The organism is Rheinheimera sp. NSM (assembly GCF_052380015.1).
In the GTDB taxonomy this organism is placed as follows: Bacteria; Pseudomonadota; Gammaproteobacteria; order Enterobacterales; family Alteromonadaceae; genus Alishewanella.
Genome location: NZ_JBQTCI010000006.1, coordinates 24920 through 41834, shown reverse-complemented (window position 1 = coordinate 41834; position 16915 = coordinate 24920). Strand labels below are relative to the sequence as shown.

Annotated in this window: 16 protein-coding genes; 9 read left to right on the top strand and 7 right to left on the bottom strand. The window is 51.6% G+C overall.

Translation table 11 applies throughout. The features are described from left to right. Position 1: 1 nt before the first annotated feature. Genes wrbA through bepA form a run of 3 tightly spaced genes read right to left on the bottom strand, consistent with a single transcriptional unit; the run spans position 2 to position 2407 of the window. Positions 2-580 carry an NAD(P)H:quinone oxidoreductase gene (wrbA, locus tag ACTZWV_RS15960; protein WP_444787493.1) on the bottom strand — a complete coding sequence of 193 codons (579 nt, stop codon included), beginning with the start codon at positions 578-580 and terminating at the stop codon, positions 2-4. Beyond that, a complete protein-coding gene (arsC, locus tag ACTZWV_RS15955) occupies positions 577-924 on the bottom strand; it encodes an arsenate reductase (glutaredoxin) (RefSeq protein ID WP_444787492.1) in 348 nt (115 codons plus the stop codon). Before arsC ends, wrbA begins: the two co-directional genes overlap by 4 nt. 34 nt (positions 925-958) lie before the next feature. After that, positions 959-2407, bottom strand: coding sequence for a beta-barrel assembly-enhancing protease (bepA, locus tag ACTZWV_RS15950; RefSeq protein WP_444787491.1), 1449 nt, complete (start codon positions 2405-2407; stop codon positions 959-961). 215 nt (positions 2408-2622) lie between these two features. Between bepA and ACTZWV_RS15945 the strand changes: the two genes are divergently transcribed. Then, the gene (locus ACTZWV_RS15945) at positions 2623-3705 is read left to right on the top strand and encodes an AI-2E family transporter (protein ID WP_444787490.1); all 1083 of its coding nucleotides are present in this window, start codon (positions 2623-2625) and stop codon (positions 3703-3705) included. Positions 3706-3726: 21 nt separating this feature from the next. On the opposite strand, the gene ACTZWV_RS15940 is transcribed toward ACTZWV_RS15945, so the two are convergent. The 4 genes from ACTZWV_RS15940 to ACTZWV_RS15925 all read right to left on the bottom strand — a co-directional run bounded on the left by ACTZWV_RS15940 (position 3727) and on the right by ACTZWV_RS15925 (position 8029). After that, positions 3727-5784 (bottom strand): TonB-dependent receptor family protein, encoded by a 2058-nt coding sequence (locus ACTZWV_RS15940; RefSeq protein ID WP_444787489.1) that lies wholly within the window; start codon positions 5782-5784, stop codon positions 3727-3729. Positions 5785-5789: 5 nt separating this feature from the next. Beyond that, on the bottom strand, positions 5790-6896 hold the full coding sequence (locus tag ACTZWV_RS15935; protein ID WP_444787488.1) for a PQQ-dependent sugar dehydrogenase: 1107 nt from the start codon (positions 6894-6896) through the stop codon (positions 5790-5792). 131 nt (positions 6897-7027) lie between these two features. Further along, positions 7028-7492, bottom strand: a complete 465-nt coding sequence (bcp, locus tag ACTZWV_RS15930) for a thioredoxin-dependent thiol peroxidase (RefSeq protein WP_444787487.1) — start codon at positions 7490-7492, stop codon at positions 7028-7030. A gap of 12 nt (positions 7493-7504) precedes the next feature. After that, on the bottom strand, positions 7505-8029 hold the full coding sequence (locus ACTZWV_RS15925; RefSeq protein WP_444787486.1) for a glycine cleavage system protein R: 525 nt from the start codon (positions 8027-8029) through the stop codon (positions 7505-7507). Positions 8030-8213: 184 nt separating this feature from the next. Between ACTZWV_RS15925 and dapA the strand changes: the two genes are divergently transcribed. The 8 genes from dapA to ACTZWV_RS15885 all read left to right on the top strand — a co-directional run bounded on the left by dapA (position 8214) and on the right by ACTZWV_RS15885 (position 16914). Then, complete coding sequence (dapA, locus tag ACTZWV_RS15920; RefSeq protein WP_444787654.1) at positions 8214-9095, top strand: 4-hydroxy-tetrahydrodipicolinate synthase; 882 nt, start codon at positions 8214-8216, stop codon at positions 9093-9095. Between the two features lie 35 nt (positions 9096-9130). Continuing rightward, positions 9131-10183 carry an outer membrane protein assembly factor BamC gene (gene bamC, locus ACTZWV_RS15915; RefSeq protein WP_444787485.1) on the top strand — a complete coding sequence of 351 codons (1053 nt, stop codon included), beginning with the start codon at positions 9131-9133 and terminating at the stop codon, positions 10181-10183. 70 nt (positions 10184-10253) lie between these two features. Further along, positions 10254-11324 (top strand): DUF2066 domain-containing protein, encoded by a 1071-nt coding sequence (locus tag ACTZWV_RS15910; RefSeq protein WP_444787484.1) that lies wholly within the window; start codon positions 10254-10256, stop codon positions 11322-11324. After that, positions 11324-12031: a DnaA inactivator Hda gene (gene hda / locus ACTZWV_RS15905; protein ID WP_444787483.1), complete on the top strand. Its 708-nt coding sequence runs from the start codon at positions 11324-11326 to the stop codon at positions 12029-12031. Before ACTZWV_RS15910 ends, hda begins: the two co-directional genes overlap by 1 nt. A 111-nt stretch (positions 12032-12142) precedes the next feature. Beyond that, complete coding sequence (gene pheS / locus ACTZWV_RS15900; protein ID WP_444787482.1) at positions 12143-13123, top strand: phenylalanine--tRNA ligase subunit alpha; 981 nt, start codon at positions 12143-12145, stop codon at positions 13121-13123. 15 nt (positions 13124-13138) lie between these two features. Beyond that, positions 13139-15526 carry a phenylalanine--tRNA ligase subunit beta gene (gene pheT / locus ACTZWV_RS15895; RefSeq protein ID WP_444787481.1) on the top strand — a complete coding sequence of 796 codons (2388 nt, stop codon included), beginning with the start codon at positions 13139-13141 and terminating at the stop codon, positions 15524-15526. Between the two features lie 2 nt (positions 15527-15528). After that, positions 15529-15825, top strand: a complete 297-nt coding sequence (locus ACTZWV_RS15890) for an integration host factor subunit alpha (RefSeq protein ID WP_173502292.1) — start codon at positions 15529-15531, stop codon at positions 15823-15825. Positions 15826-15972: 147 nt separating this feature from the next. Further along, positions 15973-16914, top strand: coding sequence for a YbgA family protein (locus tag ACTZWV_RS15885; RefSeq protein ID WP_444787480.1), 942 nt, complete (start codon positions 15973-15975; stop codon positions 16912-16914). Position 16915: the final 1 nt, after the last annotated feature.

The window sequence follows — 16915 nt, the reverse complement described above, 5'->3', positions numbered from 1 at the left end:
TTTAACACCTGTGTTGTTTTAGTTGCCGGCTTAAACCGGCCAGTCGTTTGCCAAAGGCAATAGCGAGACGCTGCTCATCAACGCTGAGTTTATTATCTGCATGATGGCCGCTGACGTGGCTTGGGCCGTACGGCGTGCCACCGCCGGTGGTCTGGTGCAGTTCCGGTTCGCTGTAAGGGATACCGGTTAGCAGCATACCATGATGTAATAACGGCAGGCTCATGCTTAGCAAGGTGGCCTCATTGCCGCCGTGCATACTGCCGGATGAGGTAAAGACCCCGGCTGGTTTATCAATTAATTCGCCTTTGAGCCACAAGCTGGTAGTGGCGTCCCAAAACGCTTTGGCATCGGCCACCATATTACCGAAACGCACTGGGCTGCCAAATGCCAGGCCATCGCAGGCACTGAGCTCGGCCAGGGTCACGATGGCATGGCGGCTGGCGAAGCTGCTGTCCAGTGGCGGTATGCAACGCACCATGGCTTCAGCTCCGGCTTGCTGAATGCCAATGGCAATTTTGTCTGCTAACGCGGCAACAGCACCATGGCGCGAATAGTACAGCACTAACACATAACCGCTCATGGCAGAATGTTCAGAACATTAGTGGCCGGCCGGCCGATAACGGCTTTGTTGCCACATACCACTATGGGGCGTTCAATTAACTTAGGCTGTGCCACCATAGCAGCAATCAGCTGCTGCTCGCTCAGCGTGCTGTCGGCTAAACCCAGTTGTTGGTATTCGTCCTCTTTGCTGCGCAGCAACTGGCGGGCGCTAAGTCCCAATAACTGCAGCAAATGCCGCAATTCATCTGCCGTCGGCGGTGTTTTTAAGTACTCAATAACCTGAAATGGCTGTGACTGTTGTTGCAGTAAGGCCAGGGTTTCACGGCTTTTTGAGCAGCGCGGGTTATGGTAAATCGTTAACATAGTGATGTCCTGTAAGCGGTATTATCCGGCCCGGCTACATGCGGCGCAGCCGGTCAAACTCAGTTTGCAGTTGTACTTTTTTAGCCTCCAGCCGGCGGCTTTCCAGCTTTTCTTCCGGCTTTAAGTGATTCAGTGCTTCATTTATATCGTCAATAGCCAGCGGGTAGTTAGCCAATTGATAGCGCAGATCGGCGCGGGCTTCATAAAATTTGGCCAGATCACCGGCGGCTTTATAGGCTTCGGACAACAGATCATAAGCCAGAATATTGTCATTTTTATAAAACAGCAGATTTTTCAGCAGATGAATAGCCAGCCGGTTGGCATTGGCTTTCAATGCCGCGTTGGCATAGTTAAGGGTAACCACCTGGTTATTCGGCCTAAGCAGATATTGCTGCTCTAACATCTCCAGGCATAGCTGGTATTCTTTTTGCGCCAGCAAGATATCGGTATAAACATCAATGTAGTAAAGATTGTGCTCATCCTTTGCTAACAGTTGTTCTATTAACTTGCGCGCCTGGTCGGGTTTACCGTTATCCAGTAAGGCTATAGCCAATCCATACTGGTTTGCGCGGGTATTGCCGCCGGGATCGCTGAGCATCTTGCGAAATATCACTTCAGCGTCTTTTTTATCATACTGATGCCTGGCCATTACCCTGGCTTTGCTCAGGGTGAAATCCTGGCTATCGGGTACAAAACGCTGTGGAAACTGCTCTGCACGCATCCGCGTATCGCTGACACGGCTTTGTGACAGCGGGTGGGTTTGCAAAAACGACAATTGCTGATTAACAAAACGGCTTTGCTCGGTAAGTTTACGAAAGAAATTCGGCACAGCATGCGGGTCAAAGCCGGCTTCAGACAGAATTTGCATGCCAATACGGTCTGCTTCCTGTTCATTACTGCGGGTAAAGTTTATCGCACTTTGCTGGGCTGCGCCCTGGGTTGCCATCATTGCCGCCATACCGGCTTCCGGATTTACCGTCGCTAGTACTATAGCACCGAGGACCCCCGCCAGGGTTAAGGGAGCTTTCTGGCTTTGTGCTTCAACAAAGCGGGCAATATGGCGCTGGGTAACGTGGGCAATTTCATGCGCCATCACCGAGGCGAATTCGCTCTCACTTTCTGCCACGGCGAGGGTGCCGGTGTGCGAGGCAACATTACCGCCCAAAGTGGCAAAAGCATTAATGTTTCTGTCTTCTACCCAATAAAACTTAAACGGAAATTTCACGTCATTGGCGCGTGCCACCAGCTTATTACCCAATGAATTAATATATTCATCTAATAACGGGTCATACACCATCGGCAAGCTGCCACGGGTTTGGCGCATCATCACATCGCCCAGTTGTTTTTCTTTTTCCGGCGTAATAGTACTGAACGCATTACCACCCAGATCGGGCAGAACCGCAAGTGCCGTACAGGAGCTAAGCTGAATACCTGTTGCCAACAGGCACAGCGCCAAAGGTTTTGTTACTGCAGAGAATCTCATGTCAAAAACACCTGACCCTGTTCTAATGATTGGTCTGACCGCTAATGCAGACTTTGTCTGGTTTTACGCTGATTAGTTCCGTTAGCAAAGCCGTGCTAATTTAACATATATTTTGCTGCGACAGCGTGTGAAACATCAAATTAGCCGTTATCTTAGGTATACTTGCGGTTGTTTTCGTCAGTTAGCACTTTTTGCATAGGTTGGAGTTCAGACACATGTTGGATTGGTTAAAAAAATGGTACGCCAATAAGTTTTCTGATCCTCAGGTCGTCACGCTGTTTTTATTGCTGCTTATCGGTTTTATGGCAATTTACTGGCTAAGCGGCATTATGGCGCCGGTGCTGGTGGCCATTGCATTTGCTTATTTGTTGGAGTGGCCTGTATTGCGGTTGGGTAAGCTGGGGCTGTCGCGGGGAGTGAGTACCGTGCTGGTGGTGGCAGCTTTTATCGGCGTAGCTACCTTAACTTTAATGTGGTTAATTCCGATAGTCTGGTACCAGGGGCGCAATCTGCTGCGGGATTTGCCGCAGATGATCGAGCAGGGAAAGGCTTATTTACTGGAATTACCGGCATCCTTTCCCGGAGTGGTCAGTGTTGAGCAAATTAACGTACTGATGCACTCAGTTGATGAGCGTTTGATGAAGTTCGGCACCAGTATGTTGCAGTTGTCGTTGGCGTCGATTGTCGATCTGGTGGCCTTGCTGATTTATCTGGTATTGGTACCGTTGATGGTATTTTTTATGCTGAAAGATAAAGCGCAACTGACCAGTAGCTTTGTGCAATTGTTGCCAACCGAGCGCAAGCTTATTACTCAGGTATGGCATGAAATGAATGCGCAAATCATGAATTATATTCGCGGCAAAATTCTGGAAATTCTGATTGTCGGTGCCTGCAGCTATTCGGTGTTTGCGCTGTTCGGCCTGAATTATCCGCTGCTACTTGGCGTTTTGGTGGGGCTGTCAGTGCTGATTCCGTATGTCGGGGCGGCAGTGGTAACCTTACCTGTAGCCCTGGTGGCCTTCTTTCAGTGGGGGCCTACCGCTGAGTTTGGCTATTTAATGCTGGCGTATGGCATTATCCAGGCGCTGGACGGCAATTTGCTGGTGCCGTTGCTGTTTTCCGAAGCGGTGGATTTAAACCCGGTGTTTATTATTATTGCCGTGCTGTTCTTCGGTGGCTTGTTTGGCTTCTGGGGGATTTTCTTTGCTATACCGCTGGCGTCACTGGTAAAGGCTACTATCAATGCTTGGTCTGGCAGGGTACATCCGCATGTGAGCTTAACGGAGGAGCAGCAGTAAAGCACCCTTTACTGCTGCCGGTTACCATAAAAAGCCGGCGCTGATACCGGCACTGAATTCCCTTCCCGGTGCCGGTTCAATAGCGCGGCCATTGCTTTGGTTTACAATCACCGAGCCAACATAGGCTTTGTCAGTGACATTATCCAGTGCCAACCAGTAATCCAGTGTCAACTGTTGCCATTGCCGGCTGTGACGGGCACTGAGTGAAAACGTCACTGCCGCAGGAGCCGCGTTGCTGTTGGCATCGTCCAGATACACCTTGCTGCGGTATTGGCTATGCAGGCCCAACTCAGTATTGTTAAGCGCGGAGTTGCCCTGCCAGGGCCGGTACGCCAATTGCCACTGCAGTTGGCTACGGGCTACGCCGGGTAAGCTGTTACCATCAAGCAGCGGATCAGCAAACTGTGCGGTTAAATAGTGGCCACTCAACTGATGGCGCAGATAAGCATTTTGCCGCCAGTCCAGTTGCAGCTCAGCGCCATAGCGCTCGGTCTTAGCCGCGTTGCGATAGCTGGTACGACCACCGGCGGAGCTGTCTACCAGTAACTCGTTGTCAGTGGTGACGCTAAACAGGCTGACACTACCGGTAATTGCAGCGCCGTTAGTGCTGCTGTGCTGCCATTTAATGCCGCCTTCCCATTGCCGGTTGGTACTGGCATCAAGCGCCAGATTTACGCCGCTGCCATCACTGCGATAAGCAATTTCAGCCAGGGTTGGGCTTTCAAAGCCCCGGCCGGCACTGATAAAGCCGCTTATAGCATCGTTGATGCGATAACTTAGCCCCAATGCGACGGCCTGGTTATAAAAGCCTTTACGGCCGCTGTCGTCCGGGTTTTCTGCATTAAGGTAGCGATCGGCCACTGCCAGTTGCAGCTCACTGTAACGCCAGCCACCCTGTAGCTGCCAGCGTGTTGCCGGTTGCCAGTTCATACGTACAAACACGTCTTTATTATCTGCACTGTCGGTTTGATCGCGGCGCATATCGCCACGCTGGCCAAAGTCGTTAACAAAGCCTTGTCTGTCGTCCTCGCTTTGCACCACACTGCCACCTGCGCGCAATTGATAATTGCGACCCTGTAGCAGCCGGTAGTTGCCGCTGACACCACTGAAACGGCGCTGCAGAGCTACTTCACCACCTGCGGAGGACAGGGCGCTGCCGGTAAAAGCCAGACGCTGGCCAATAGTACGATCGCCCAGCCAGCTGCTCAGTTGCCATAGATCAGCTTCCTGATAGTCGTTAAGGCTCAGACTGAGCTGGCGCTGACGGCTATGTTTTTCCGTATCGAACAACGTTGCACCCGCGTTGGTTTGCTGCGGATCCTGCCGCCAGTCGGCCAGAGACAAGCCCAACGGGTCCTGCAACTGTGGATCTCTGGCGTAATCCAGCCTGGCGGTCAGCTTTACCGCCTCTGCCACGGCGGAACGGTACAGTAGCTGCGCTTGCTGCTTTTTTGCCGCCGAGTGTGGCCGGTAACCGTCGCTGTCAAATTGCTTCAGTGCAGCACTCAGGCTGCTATCGTCGCTAACCCAATCGGCGCGTAGCTGATACTGCCGGTGCTGCTCACTGCCAGCTACGCTTGCTGCTACTGCGTTTTGCACCGGGCTTTGGCTGTACAGGGAAATAACGCCGCCGGACGCATTGCCATAAAGCGCTGCCAGCGGGCCTTTTAACACTTCTACCTGCGCTATATTATCAAGCAACACACTGGATAACTGGCCCTGACCATCCGGGGTGGACAACGGAATGCCATCTTGTTGTAAATACAGGCCGCGAATACCAAAGGCGCTGCGACTGCCAAAGCCACGGATACTCAGCCGTGTATCCTGGGCAAAATTGGCGCGGCTGTCGGCCTGCACACCACTGATGCTATTGAGCAGTTGAGCGCTGTCAATCAGCATACCCTGCTCAGGCGGAGTACTCAGCTCAACGGATGCCGGGCTGCTAAGCCAACTTTCGCGCTGTTCTGTCGCACTTATCACAATAATTTCGGTGTCGGCCTGCAGGCTGTGGCTGAACAGGCATGGCAATGCCAGAGCCAGCAAGCTAAGCTTGCCGGCATAAGATTTGAAGGTAGCCAAAGCGGTTATTGCGCCGGCGTTAAGCGCAGGATCTGGCCGTCGGAGCTGTCTGTCAACAGGTACACTGCGCCGTCCGGGCCTTGTCTTACATCGCGGATGCGCTGGCCAATCATAATGCGTTCTTCATGACTGACCTTATTACCGTTCAGTTCCAACCGTACCAACTGACCAAACTTCAGTGAGCCGACCAGCAGGTTGTTTTTCCAGCCACTAAACAGCTCTGCGGTATAAAATGTCATGCCGCTTGGGGCTATTGATGGCACCCAATAGTGCAGCGGTTGCTCCAGGCCATCTTGTTTGGTTTTGCCAATAACACCGCCGCCGTATTCTTCACCATAGGTGATCAACGGCCAGCCATAGTTTTTGCCGGCCTCAGCGATATTAATTTCATCACCGCCCTGGGGGCCATGCTCATGCGTCCATAAGGCACCGGTTGTCGGATGCAGTGCCGCGCCTTGAATATTGCGGTGGCCGTAAGACCATACTTCCGTCTTAGCCGCGTTGTCTTTAACAAAGGGGTTGCCCTGTGCTGCTGTGCCGTCGGTGTTGATACGGATCACCTTGCCGATATGATTATCCAGCTTTTGTGCCTGGTCGCGCTGACTGCCGCGATCACCGGTGGTAATAAACAACCGGCCGTTGTTATCAAACACCAACCGGCTGCCAAAATGGTGGCGGCTGTCGTATTTAGGCTGTTGGCTGAAGATCACTTTTACGTCGCTGAGTTTGTCAGCGTCCAGAATTGCACTGGCAACTGCAGTGCTGTTGCCTGCGGTTCCCGGCTCACTGAAGCTGAAATACAGCTGCCGGCTGTCGGCAAAATCCGGGGGCAGGATTACATCAAGCAAACCGCCCTGGCCGCGGGCATCAATGTCCGGTAAGCCGCCAAGCGGGGCGCTTTTATTGCCTTTGGCATCCACCCGTAACATGCCGCCGTTGCGCTCTGTTACCAACATGCTGCCATCGGGCAAAAAGGCCATGCCCCACGGATGCTTTAAGCCGGAAGTTACGGTGTCTACCGTCAGCGTGGTTTTTTCAGTAACCAGCTCAGCTGCCTGTGCGGTCTGGGTAATTGTCAGGGCAATAAATGCCGCCATTAGCTGTTTTTGCATGTTTCTCTCCCGGCTGGTGCAGAAAATAAGCGATTAGAATACGTTAAGTGCATAAACCATAGCAGGTTACGCCGTACGCGGTTGCTGAATAAGACCAGATGCTATGCCGGTACGGTGTAGTGTTGCTGCTGTCAGGCTAAATAATCCAACACCACCTGATGATGATCTTTGGTTTTAAAGGTATCGAACACCTGTTCCACCTTGCCGTTTTGGCCGATTAAAAAGCTGATACGGTGCAAGCCGTCGTATACTTTACCCATAAATTTTTTCTCGCCCCAGACCCCGAAAGCGTCTGCTACCTTGTGATCTTCGTCTGACAACAGGGTAAAGTTCAGCTCATCGCGCTGGGCAAATTTGGCCAGTCTGGCCGGAGCATCGGTGCTGATACCGACAACGGTAACGCCTTTTGCCGCTAACTGTGCTTTGCTGTCCCGCAATGCACAAGCTTGCACGGTGCAGCCGGGTGTCATGGCCTTAGGGTAAAAATACACCAACACACGGTTTTGCTTAAGCAGGTTGCTTAGCTGTACTGTTTGGTTGTGTTGATCTGTCAAAGTGAAATCGGGCGCGGTGGCGCCGGCGGCTAAATATGGCATACGTACTCCGTATCAGGTTTGGGCATGAAAACTGCCGGTTAAATTCATCTGTTGCATTAACGCAATAATGTCTGTTTCAATTTGCGCTGCCGGTTCGCCTTGCGGCAGTTCCAGCGTCATCATGGTGTGCATAATACTGTGGCCATCGGCCGCGGTTTTGCTTTGCGATTGCAGCGAGCCAATATACACCTGACGGCTGGCTAATAAGCCGGTTATGGCACCTAAAGTGCCCACGCGGTCCGGCCCGGTGTACTCCAACACATAATGCGCTGCTACTGCTTTGGGCTGATGTGAACCGGTACGCTTGGTCATGGTAGTTAGATCAAGTTCTACGCCCAGTGCCGGCAGTAGATGCTCAATCCGGCTGATGGCCGCAGGATCACCGCTTAATAACATAATAAAGGTAAACTCACCGCCGAAAATGGCCATACGGCTGTCGGTAATGTTGCAATTGCAATCTGTTACCAGACGCGCCAGTTTACTGACAATGCCGGTGCGGTCAGTGCCGATGGCGGTTACGACAAGTTGTTGTGGCATAGTATGAAAACCCCGGTGACTGCAGAAAATACCCTGAGCAAAAATGATGCGCGCCAGTGTAGCATAAGGCCGGAAGATTTCATCCGTTTGTGCCTTGTTGCGTTAAGCCCAAACGGATTCTTGTGTTTACGCCGGTGTCTCTTTAACATAGACGCCCTTAATGGTAAACGGGGCAGTAATGAAGATGTTCAGAGGAAGTTGGGTTGCGCTGATAACGCCGATGGTTGGGCAGGGTGAAATAGATTACGATAGCCTGCAACGGCTGGTGGATTTTCATCTGCAGAACGGTACCCAAGGTCTGGTAATTATGGGCACTACCGGTGAAGCGGCGACCATTAGCTTTGCTGAACAGCTGGAAGTTATTGCGGCAGTTTGCACTCAGGTGCAGGGACGTATTGCTGTTGTTGCCGGTAACGGTGCGAATTCAACGGCAGAAGCAGTTGAACGCACCCGTGCCTTGTCGAAGCTACCAATAGATGGCTTTTTAACCGTTACGCCGTTTTACAATAAGCCGATGCAAAAAGGTATGGTGCTGCATTTTAATGCGGTAGCGGCTGCTACGGATAAACCGGTGCTTTTGTATAATGTGCCGGGCCGCACCGGCGTAGATTTGTTGCCGGAAACGGTAGCCGAACTGGCAAAAACCACCAATATTGTTGGCATTAAAGAAGCCACCGGCTCAATGCAGCGGCTGGCTGATTTACAGCAGCGTTGTCCGGCCGGTTTTATGTTATTAAGTGGCGACGATGCCTCTGCCGCCGAATTTATGTTACAAGGTGGTCATGGTGTGATTTCTGTTACCACCAACATCGCACCGCGACAAATGGCACAGCTGTGTCAGGCGGCGTTGGCGGGGGATAAAGCGTTAACCCAACAAATTGATCGCAGCTTGCAAGCGTTACATCATGATCTGTTTATCGAGGCTAATCCCATTCCGGCAAAATGGGCGCTGCACAGAATGGGTTTAATCAGCTCAGATCTGATGCGGTTACCACTGACACAGCTTGAACCAATTCACGGCGCGGTAATCGAACAGGCATTGACGCAGGCTGGTATTGCACTGTGATGACACAGCGCAGCAGCAAATTCAGGAGTAGTAAAGTGCAACATTGGGTAAAAGGTAGTGTAGCGTTAAGTTTGTTGTTGGCCGGCTGTTCAACTTCTCAGGTTGAACAAGACAGTAAGCCAACCCCGGCTTTGCAGGCGATTAAGGTTCCTGCGGGTTTACAACAACCGGCACAGCCCGGCCAGTTCGATATTCCGCCAACGTCTGCTAAAGCAAGCGGGCTTGATACCCGTGCTCCGGCCATGGTGTTGGCAACCGCCGCCAGTAGCCGGATGGAAGAGGGCGATAAATTATCCCGCGTCTGGTTTGATCGCAATGATTACACCGGTGACTTGCTGCCTTTCCTGCAACAAATGCTGAAAACGCAGTTTGCCGAACAAGGCGTTGACTTGTTGCAACAGGATGAGCAAGGCCTGGATTTTGTTACCGGCTGGATCACCCGCAGTGAAGAGCAGGGCTTCTGGTTTTGGAAGTCGTCTGAACAGACAGAACAGGCCAGATTCAGTATTAAAATTGATGCCAAACCACATGGCCGTTCTGCCAGCATGAGTGTGACGATGCTGGAACACCAGTACTTTACCCCGGAAGCTGCATTATCGGTGTCGGCAAGCCGGCGCCAGGAAGTGGCATTGTTAAACCAGATTATTGATCGTATTGGTAAAGAAGAGATTATTATTGCCCGGGCCAACAAAGCCAAGGCACCGGATGTATCGCTGGAACCCGGCATGGATAAAGATGGCAACCCTGCATTAATAACGTCACAACCGATAGATGTGACCTGGTCGCAGTTAGAAGCGCTGTTTGGTGAGCTGAGCTTAAATGTCACCGACATCAACCGCTCCACTTTTACTTATTATCTGGACTACGAAAAACCGGCACCGGGTTTTTGGTCACGCTTATGGAGCAGTGATGAAAAGCCGGTATTGCCGTTGGATAATGGTGAATACCAGTTGGTGCTGAGCCGCAGCAACGAGGGCACGAGCATCAGTTTACGCGATAAAGCCGGTGCCCATCTGGCTGCCGAAACGATGCTGGCGCTGCATGAGCCTTTTGTTCAGGCAATACGTTTGGCAAGGATTGAGTTATAACAGTGTGCCCTGCGGAAAAAGTCAGTGCTGTTAAAGGGGCATGCCCGCTGCTGGCCTGAGGTTTTGAATAATGAGTAAATTAGTGCGTATAGCCGGTATTTTGCTTGGCCTGATGTTGGCGGCGGCTGCGAATGCTGCTCAGGTAGCAGATTTGTATCAAGCCGACGTTGTTGCAGAGGGTAGCACGGCGCAGTGGCAGCAACAGGCGTTGGCGCAAGTGCTGGTGCGGGTCAGCGGTAAAGCTGAGGTAGTAACACAGCCGGACATTGCCGCTGAGCTGAAACGCGCCTCCGGTTATGTTAAACAGTTTGAAGCAGTAAGGCATGTTGATGGCAACCGCATGCGGGTATTACTGGATGCGGTTAAAGTAAACCAGCTGTTGCAACAGCACAATATTGCAGTATGGGGTGCACTGCGGCCTGATATCTTGATTTGGCTGGTGCAGCAAGATGGTGCAGAACGCCGCTTTGTGCGCCAGACGGGGCATGCACTTAACACCGGCTTGCAGCAGGCTTTTCGTCAGGCTGGCTTGCCGTTGTTGCAGCCGCTGTATGATATGGATGATTTGCTTAATATTGCTGAAACCGATGTCTGGGCCGGGTTTTGGCAACAGATCAATAAAGCCAGCCAACGCTATGTTGCTGACGTCGTGGTTGCCGTTACAGTTGCGCAGGTAAACACCGACGCCGGGGCGCAGTTGCGGTTAACCTGGCAACGTCAAAGCGACGGCAGAACCTATCGCGATGAGGTTACGGCAACAGATGAAGCTGCATTAATGCAGGCTTTTGCCGCCGGGCTGGCCAGCCAGTTGTCAGAGCGCTACGCCAGTGTGATGTCTGCCAGCGGCAGTGCCACTTTACTGCTCAAAGTGCAGGGGCTGAATAGCCTGGCAGAGTTGGTGCAGGTGCAAAAATTATTGCAGCAAATGGTGGGGGTAACGCAAGTGACCATCAGCCGCTATCAGGCCGGGGTGGCGCATTATGCTATCAACAGCAGTGTTGCCGCTGACAGTTTCCTTAATGCCCTGCGCTTTAACAAGCAATTACGGCCGGTTGCTCCGGCAGCTGAGTCCGTTGCGACAGAGCCGTTAAATGCCACTGAGCCGCCGGTGTTAGCAACTTTTGAGTTTATCAGCCGCTGATGTCTGTGCCATTGCAACCTTTGCAATACACTCTGGCGGTAACGCTGCCGGAAGATGAAACACTCGACAGCTTCTATGCTGCCGGGCAAACGGCTGCGGTAGCTTTTTTAAAAGAGTATTTAGCCGCTTCGGCACAGCAAAGCCCGGTGTATCTGTTTGGTGCCAGCGGCAGTGGTAAATCACACTTGCTGTATGCCGCTTGCGTACAGGCGCAAGAGCAGGGGCTGACCAGCCAATTGGTTACTTTAGACGATTGCCGCTTGCTTACTCCGCGCTTATTAGACGATCTGGAACAACTGGACCTGGTGTGTCTGGATAATATTCAGGCCATTGCCGGCGAGTTAAGCTGGCAAACTGCAGTGTTCGACTTATACAACCGCATGGCAGAGCAGGGTAAAGCCCTGATCATTGTCGGCAACGAAGCACCGCAACAACTGGGCCTGCAATTGGCCGATTTAGTCTCACGGCTGCAGGCCTGCACCAGTTTTCAGTTGCGCTTACTCACCGATGACGACAAACACAAATTGCTGCAACAAAAAGCCCGGCTGCGCGGTATGGAGCTGCCGGATGAAGTAGCGCGTTACTTATTGAACCATCAGGACCGGGATATCCGTGCTCTGGTGTCTATTTTAGATAAACTCGACAAAGCCACCATAGTGCACCAGCGCAAGCTGACCATTCCTTTCGTGAAAGAAATTCTCAATTAATCCAGCATAGTTTGCAGAAAAAAGCGCGTAATGGCCTGCGTTTAGCGCGTATTCTGGTGTATCATATCCGGCTTTGATACGACATAAACACTAGCTGCCTTGAGGATACAGATGAACCTGACAGCAATATTGGAAAACGCCTTACAGGCCGTTGCCGCCGCCGCAGATATTCCGGCACTGGAGACTATCCGGGTTGAGTTTCTCGGTAAAAAGGGCAGCATCACAGAATTACTTAAATCGCTCGGTGCGATGGACCCGGAGCAACGCAAGCAAGCCGGCGCCGAAATTAATGAATTAAAGCAGCAGGTGCAGGACGCGTTAAATGCACGGCGTGACTTACTGCAACACGCTCAGTTGGCCGCTAAACTGGCGCAGGAGCAAATTGATGTGACGCTGCCCGGCCGTATGCTGGAAACCGGCGGTTTACACCCGGTTACCCGCACCATTGAGCGTATTTCGGCCTTTTTCGCTGAGCTGGGTTTTGAAGTAAAACACGGCCCGGAAATAGAAGATGATTTTCATAACTTTGATGCGCTGAATATTCCGGATCATCACCCGGCGCGGGCGGATCACGACACCTTTTATTTTAATCCTAAGCTGATGCTGCGCACCCAAACCTCCGGTGTGCAAATCCGCACTATGGAGCAACAACAACCGCCACTGCGCATTATTTCGCCCGGCCGCGTCTATCGTAACGATTACGACCAAACCCATACGCCGATGTTTCATCAGGTAGAAGGCTTAATGGTCGACACCAAGGTTAGCTTTACCGAGCTAAAAGGCATACTGCATGACTTTTTGCATAACTTCTTCGAAGAAGACTTGCAAATCCGTTTTCGGCCATCGTTTTTCCCGTTCACTGAGCCTTCAGCTGAAGTAGACGTAATGGGCAAAAACGGCAAATGGTTAGAAGTATTGGGCTGCGGTATGGTGCACCCGAATGTATTGCGCTCGGTGGGCATTGACCCTGAAGTATACAGCGGTTTTGCTTTTGGTATGGGTGTAGAGCGCCTGACTATGCTGCGCTATGGCGTGACAGACTTACGCGCCTTCTTCGAAAACGATTTACGTTTCTTAAAACAGTTCAGATAAGCGGAGTTAATCTAGATGAAATTCAGTGAAGCCTGGTTACGCGAATGGGTAAACCCAGCCATTGACAGCAACACCTTATCTGAACAGCTGTCGATGGCCGGTTTGGAAGTAGATGGTATTGAAACTGTGGCCGGCGATTTCAGCGGCGTAGTGGTAGGTGAAGTGATTGAGTGCGGCCAGCACCCTGATGCCGATAAATTGCAGGTAACCAAAGTAAATATTGGCGCTGACGAGCTGCTGGATATTGTTTGTGGCGCCAAAAACTGTCGTCAGGGCTTAAAAGTAGCCGTGGCGACTGTAGGTGCCGTGCTGCCGGGTGATTTTGTTATCAAAAAAGCCAAATTACGTGGTCAGCCGTCGCACGGTATGCTGTGTTCTTTATCTGAGCTTGGCATGGCCGATGCCTCAGAGGGCATTATAGAACTGCCACAGGATGCACCGGTAGGGCAGGATATTCGTCAGTATTTACAACTGGACGATCGCATTATTGAAGTAGATTTAACACCAAACCGTGCTGATTGTTTAGGTATTAAAGGCCTGGCGCGGGAAGTTGGCGTGTTAAATAAACTGGCGGTATCCGAGAGTGCGATTGCGCCGGTAGTGGCTACTATTACGGATAAAAGAAGCATTACGCTAAGTGCGCCGGATGCCTGTCCGCGTTATTTAGGCCGCGTAGTGCGTAATGTGAATGTTAAGGCACCAAGCCCGCTGTGGTTAACCGAAAAATTACGCCGCTGCGGTGTGCGCAGCATCGATGCGGTGGTAGATATCACCAACTTTGTGCTGCTGGAGCTGGGCCATCCGATGCACGCTTTTGATTTAGCGCACATTGACGGCGATATTAATATTCGTCTGGCGGCAGAAGGTGAAAAGTTAGTGCTGTTGGATGAGAGCGAAGTGACGCTCAAAGCCAATACACTGTTGATTGCCGACAACAGCAAGGCGCTGGCGATGGCCGGTATTTTCGGTGGTTTGCACAGTGGTGTAACCGGCGAAACTAAAGATATCTTTCTTGAAAGTGCTTTTTTTGCCCCGCTGGCGATAGCCGGTAAAGCACGGCAATACGGCCTGCACACGGATGCATCACATCGCTACGAGCGTGGCGTTGATCCACAGCTGCAACATGCGGCGATGGAGCGGGCTACGGCTTTACTGCTGCAAATTTGTGGCGGCGACGCCGGTCCGGTAGTTGAAGCCGTGTCTGAGCAACACTTGCCCAAAGTAGCGCCGATTAACCTGAGCGAAGCCAAGTTAGCGCGTATTTTGGGTATCAGCATTGCTAAGGATGAAGTCACGGCAATTTTCAGCCGTTTAGGCCTGGGCGTTGCACAAACTGCTGATGGCTGGCAGGTAAGCGTGCCGGGTTATCGCTTTGATATCAGCATTGCGGAGGATTTAATTGAAGAAGTTGCCCGCGTTTACGGTTACAACAATATTCCCAATGTGGCGCCTCAGGCCAGCTTAGCGATGCGTAAATTCCGCGAAGCTGAACTGAACGTGCAGCGCCTGCGCACGGTATTGGTAGATCGCGGTTACCAGGAAGCCATTACTTACAGCTTTGTCGATCCGAAAGTGCAACAACAGCTATTCCCGCAGCAACCGGCGCTGGTATTGCCTAACCCTATTTCGGCGGATATGTCGGCTATGCGGTTAAATCTGTGGCCGGGTTTGCTGCAAACGGTGCAATACAACCAGAACCGGCAGCAGGGCCGCATCCGCTTGTTTGAGTACGGCCTGAAGTTTATCCCAGATGCCGCAGCCGAAGGCGGCGTGCGCCAGGTGGCCGTAATTGGCGGTGTTATTGTCGGCTCAATGCACAATGAGCACTGGAATATGGAAAACCGTGTTGCCGACTTCTATGATATTAAAGGCGATGTTGAAGCCTTACTGGCACAAACATCTGCCACAGACGATTTCCGCTTCGCCGGCGCTGAACACAGCGCTTTGCACCCGGGCCAAACGGCGGCGGTGTATCGTGCTGATACCCTGATAGGTTATGTTGGAGCCTTGCATCCGGAAGCTGAGCGTAACCTGGGCATTAAAGGAAAAGCGTACCTGTTTGAGTTGGATGTCGCTGCACTTGGCCTGCGTGATATTGTGCAGGCGCGGGAGCTGTCGAAGTATCCGGCTAACCGGCGTGATTTAGCCATAGTAGTGAAATCAGAGGTGCGTTTTGCCGATATAGCTGCTACTATAAAAAAAGTTGGCGGAAATCAACTAGTTGACCTAAAATTGTTTGACGTATACACAGGCACGGGTGTGGCAGAGGGTTTTAAATCACTGGCCATTGCTCTGACCCTGCAGGATATAGCGCGTACCTTGGAAGATAAAGATATCCAACAGTTGGTAAATCAAGTAGTTAACGCGCTTGGTGAAGAGTTCAACGCAACGTTGAGGGATTAAGAATGGCGCTTACCAAAGCCGATTTAGCAGAACGTCTGTTTACAAAGTTTGGTGTTAGCAAACGCGATGCCAAATTAATAGTGGAAGCTTTTTTTGAAGAAATCCGCGTCGCACTGGAAGCGGGTGATCAGGTAAAGTTATCCGGCTTTGGCAATTTTGACCTGCGGGTTAAAAATGAGCGGCCGGGACGTAACCCGAAAACAGGTGAAGATATACCTATTTCTGCCCGTTGTGTCGTGACTTTCCGCCCGGGACAAAAGTTAAAATCCCGTGTTGAAGTAGGCACCGGCAAAAAGTAACTTTTTTGCATCAGAACATGAAAAACGGCAAGTTGCGCAGGCAACTTGCCGTTTTTTTATGCAAACAGTACGGCGTGAGCAAAAATTTCCGATCCGAAATGGCGTATGCTCTGTAACTAATAGCGACGTAATTCAGGCGGTAAAGTTATGACGATTAAGCTGGGGATCAGTGCCTGCGTGTTGGGCGATAAAGTGCGCTATGACGGCGGGCATAAGGCATCGGCCTTTTGTTTGCAGCAGTTAGCGCCGCTGGTTGAGTATGTACCGGTGTGTCCGGAAATGGCCATCGGCATGAGTGCGCCACGCCCTGCAATAAGATTACAACTGGATGATGAGCACAAGGTGCACCTGGTACAAAGCAATAACACCACAGTTGACCATACTAACGCGATGTTGGCGTTTACTGAGGCTAAGCTGCCGCAGCTGGCTACACTTAGCGGCTACATTGTGTGCGCTAAGTCGCCCAGCTGCGGTATGGAGCGGGTGCGGCTGTTCGATGCCAAAGGACAACAACTGGGTAAGTTGGGCGTTGGGCTTTATACCCGGCAGTTAATGCACGCTTACCCCTGGTTGCCGGTAGAAGAAGACGGCCGCTTATTTGATCCGGCATTAAAAGAAAACTTTATCTGTCGTGTATTCAGCTGCTATGACTATCAACAAACCATGCAGGACGGTTTCAGCGTCGGCAAACTGGTGGCATTTCACAGCCGCTACAAATTTTTAGTGATGGCGCACAGCCCGGTTGCCTATCGTGAGCTTGGTCGCTTAGTGGCACAGGCCAAGCTATTTGCGCCGCAAGAGTTACAACAGCGTTACTTGCTTGATCTGATGCAGGCACTGAAAAATATCGCTACGCGTAAGCAGCATACTAATGTATTACAGCACTTGCAGGGCTTTTTAAAACACGGTTTAACTGCAGAGGCAAAGCAGGAATTATCTGAGCTGATCCACCGCTACCGCCAGGGCTTTGTGCCGCTGCTGGCGCCACTGACCTTATTGCAGCACCATTTAAAACAGCAGCCAAACGCCTATGTCAGCAACCAACGCTACTTTGACCCTTACCCGGAAAACCTCGGATTGCGAGCCTGAT

Coding starts and splice junctions, on each gene's coding strand:
- hda (WP_444787483.1), top strand. CDS start 11,324: ATGTCTGTGCCATTGCAACCTTTGCAATACACTCTGGCGGTAACGCTG.
- pheT (WP_444787481.1), top strand. CDS start 13,139: ATGAAATTCAGTGAAGCCTGGTTACGCGAATGGGTAAACCCAGCCATT.
- wrbA (WP_444787493.1), bottom strand. CDS start 580: ATGAGCGGTTATGTGTTAGTGCTGTACTATTCGCGCCATGGTGCTGTT.
- bepA (WP_444787491.1), bottom strand. CDS start 2,407: ATGAGATTCTCTGCAGTAACAAAACCTTTGGCGCTGTGCCTGTTGGCA.
- ACTZWV_RS15925 (WP_444787486.1), bottom strand. CDS start 8,029: ATGCCACAACAACTTGTCGTAACCGCCATCGGCACTGACCGCACCGGC.
- dapA (WP_444787654.1), top strand. CDS start 8,214: ATGTTCAGAGGAAGTTGGGTTGCGCTGATAACGCCGATGGTTGGGCAG.
- arsC (WP_444787492.1), bottom strand. CDS start 924: ATGTTAACGATTTACCATAACCCGCGCTGCTCAAAAAGCCGTGAAACC.
- pheS (WP_444787482.1), top strand. CDS start 12,143: ATGAACCTGACAGCAATATTGGAAAACGCCTTACAGGCCGTTGCCGCC.
- ACTZWV_RS15890 (WP_173502292.1), top strand. CDS start 15,529: ATGGCGCTTACCAAAGCCGATTTAGCAGAACGTCTGTTTACAAAGTTT.
- ACTZWV_RS15885 (WP_444787480.1), top strand. CDS start 15,973: ATGACGATTAAGCTGGGGATCAGTGCCTGCGTGTTGGGCGATAAAGTG.
- ACTZWV_RS15910 (WP_444787484.1), top strand. CDS start 10,254: ATGAGTAAATTAGTGCGTATAGCCGGTATTTTGCTTGGCCTGATGTTG.
- ACTZWV_RS15935 (WP_444787488.1), bottom strand. CDS start 6,896: ATGCAAAAACAGCTAATGGCGGCATTTATTGCCCTGACAATTACCCAG.
- bcp (WP_444787487.1), bottom strand. CDS start 7,492: ATGCCATATTTAGCCGCCGGCGCCACCGCGCCCGATTTCACTTTGACA.
- ACTZWV_RS15945 (WP_444787490.1), top strand. CDS start 2,623: ATGTTGGATTGGTTAAAAAAATGGTACGCCAATAAGTTTTCTGATCCT.